Origin of the sequence: Paraburkholderia suaedae, from assembly GCF_040812055.1 — a bacterium.
Taxonomy (GTDB): Bacteria; Pseudomonadota; Gammaproteobacteria; order Burkholderiales; family Burkholderiaceae; genus Paraburkholderia.
Map to the genome: position 1 here is coordinate 1 of NZ_JBFOAH010000088.1, position 2,093 is coordinate 2,093.

General features: G+C 58.3%; 5 protein-coding genes and 3 pseudogenes. 4 read left to right on the forward strand and 4 right to left on the reverse strand.

Going from position 1 to position 2,093, the window contains the following annotated elements:
• Window positions 1-80: pseudogene (locus ABQJ48_RS37585) on the reverse strand (IS6 family transposase); the annotation flags it as partial.
• Window positions 81-235: 155 nt separating this feature from the next.
• Window positions 236-379, reverse strand: a complete 144-nt coding sequence (locus tag ABQJ48_RS37590; RefSeq protein WP_473094255.1) for an L-rhamnose mutarotase — start codon at window positions 377-379, stop codon at window positions 236-238.
• Here ABQJ48_RS37590 and ABQJ48_RS37595 point away from each other — a divergent pair.
• Window positions 351-656 (forward strand): L-rhamnose mutarotase, encoded by a 306-nt coding sequence (locus ABQJ48_RS37595; RefSeq protein WP_367842906.1) that lies wholly within the window; start codon window positions 351-353, stop codon window positions 654-656. The genes ABQJ48_RS37590 and ABQJ48_RS37595 overlap by 29 nt on opposite strands.
• A 22-nt stretch (window positions 657-678) precedes the next feature.
• Here the strand turns inward: ABQJ48_RS37595 and ABQJ48_RS37600 are convergent.
• Together ABQJ48_RS37600 and ABQJ48_RS37605 are read right to left on the reverse strand one after the other, a co-directional pair.
• Window positions 679-774 (reverse strand): annotated as a pseudogene (locus ABQJ48_RS37600) (acylphosphatase); the annotation flags it as partial.
• Between the two features lie 244 nt (window positions 775-1,018).
• Window positions 1,019-1,177: a DEAD/DEAH box helicase family protein gene (locus tag ABQJ48_RS37605; RefSeq protein WP_367842907.1), complete on the reverse strand. Its 159-nt coding sequence runs from the start codon at window positions 1,175-1,177 to the stop codon at window positions 1,019-1,021.
• Window positions 1,178-1,187: 10 nt separating this feature from the next.
• On the opposite strand from ABQJ48_RS37605, the gene ABQJ48_RS37610 reads away from it, so the two are divergent.
• From ABQJ48_RS37610 to ABQJ48_RS37620, 3 genes and pseudogenes are all read left to right on the forward strand, one after another.
• Window positions 1,188-1,430, forward strand: coding sequence for a hypothetical protein (locus tag ABQJ48_RS37610; protein WP_367842908.1), 243 nt, complete (start codon window positions 1,188-1,190; stop codon window positions 1,428-1,430).
• Window positions 1,427-1,792, forward strand: coding sequence for a hypothetical protein (locus ABQJ48_RS37615; RefSeq protein WP_367842909.1), 366 nt, complete (start codon window positions 1,427-1,429; stop codon window positions 1,790-1,792). Before ABQJ48_RS37610 ends, ABQJ48_RS37615 begins: the two co-directional genes overlap by 4 nt.
• A gap of 221 nt (window positions 1,793-2,013) precedes the next feature.
• Window positions 2,014-2,093: pseudogene (locus tag ABQJ48_RS37620) on the forward strand (IS6 family transposase); the annotation flags it as partial.

Sequence of the window (2,093 nt, forward strand, 5' to 3'; positions counted from 1 at the left end):
CGGAAGTACCAGCGAACGGCGCAGCTGATGACGATAGCAGGGAAACGGTGGCCGTGATAAAGCGATTTGGTCTTCTTCATCGCTTCATTCTACCGCCCCATCTCCAGCAACCTGACAGTGCCATGGCGGCTGGTCAAATTAACTGCACCATTCGGTGCCGTCTCCGCAACGAGGAAAAGACAAGATGAAACTCCTCCGTTACGGACCGAAGGGACAGGAAAGAGAGCGTCAATTGCTAGGTTCGTTCTTGGGACCTACAGGTAATTCCCTGACTGCGGAGATGTTTCGCCACCTCCGGCCAAATCTGGCGGTGCATGGCCTCGTAGTCGGCGATAAGATCAGGGGAATCCTTGAGGTCCAACATCAGGCAGCGTCTCATCGCATTCTCCGACGGTCGTGTCTGCACTTTCCGTGCAGCGCAATGCTGTGATTCAAACCTGCTTTTCCCTGGTGTGACTGGAAAAAAGACCTGCAGCACGGAGACGGATGACACAATCTTCAGCGCTCAGCGCATTGCGGATGCTGAGGCAAACGATCCGGTGCTGATGGAATGGCAGCGCCTGATGTGGAATTTCCAGGTCCCGACGCCCTGGACCCCACCCGGCGAGAAATGGGTCGAAGCGGCGCTCATCTTCGATTTGTCGCGGCAACAGTGAAATATGGTTCGGAGGAGTCGATTGCGCGCCGGGCGCACGCTTCGCGGTAGCCAATCCCCTGCACCTGGCCGCGCACGCGTACCAGTCGGGTTTCGAGCACATTGTCATCGAACGCCATGCGCGGTCCTCCGGGTCAGGCTCCCAGAATCGCATCAACTCGGGTCCACTGCAAAGTCGAGTTTGTGTCGACACGAGCCCTACTGATATCCGCTCCTATGCAAGATGCGCGAACACTGTCTGGATCCGCGCGTCGACCGGAACGTCCCCGGGTGAGGTGAGCCGTTGCGGGAACACCTGAAGCGAATGCGGCGCATTGGGTGGCAGACGCGCCGCGTGCCGCACCGGCCCGCACAGCATGAACATCACCGGTTGCTGACTGTCGCAGTCCGACCCAGCACGTAGCGCGCATTGACGGCCTTGAGCACTGCCTCGAAGGAAATCGCCGGTAGGTGATGACATTCGTCGACCATGACGTGGCCGTAATGCCGCAAAAGCGCTCCGCGGGGGCCATCCAGTGCCACCGACTACAGCATGGCGACGTCAATCCGGCCCGTCGATTTCGACTTACCGCCACCGATTGCGCCGATGTCGGATGCCAGGAAACTGGACTACTACCACGAGCTCGAAGCGCGTGAGCGCACGCGTGTCTTCACTCTGGGTGATCTGGCCGTCGGACTGGAGGACGCTGCGGCAGGTCGCGTCCAGTCCGTCGAACAGCTCCGTGAGTCGATGAAGACCCGGCATGCGCGATCGAGGAGCCGGGCCAAGGGATGATATCCATCGAAATAGCGGAGAGCTTCAACCACTCTCTCGATGACGTAGAAGAGTTCTTGCTACTGCAAGATCGGGAGTCCGCACTCCGACGTTTCGAGCGCTTCCAGACGGAACTCTTCGCCTTCATTGAACGCATCCGGGCGTATCCCCGGATTGGCCGTCCCTTCAGTCTCGCCCTTGATGACGCGTCCGATGAGTCCTTACGTGACCTGAATCGGGTTGTTGCTGCGTTTGTTGCAGCGGGACTGACCGAAGCGCGCGAGTATGTCCTGCGCGATTATGTTCTCCTAGATGCCCATTCGGATGTGCGAGCGGTCCTGATCTCAGTTAAGCATCAGAGAGAACTCAGATACGATGTCTAAGGGGAAATCTGGAACGACATAAGAGGCACGGGGGGCGCCCACAGCTCTTTTTTGACGCCGCCCGAACCGCTTTTTCGAAACGACTCGCACGCACTAAAAGCTGTCGATACCCTTCACAGTCGTTCAGTCGGAGCGACCCAAGAGCCCCCTGTCGTGTTGAGCAACGAATCCCTACTGACGGCACTGTCAGGTTGCTGGAGATGGGGCGGTAGAATGAAGCGATGAAGAAGACCAAATCGCTTTATCACGGCCACCGTTTCCCTGCTATCGTCATCAGCTGCGCCGTTCGCTGGTACTTCCG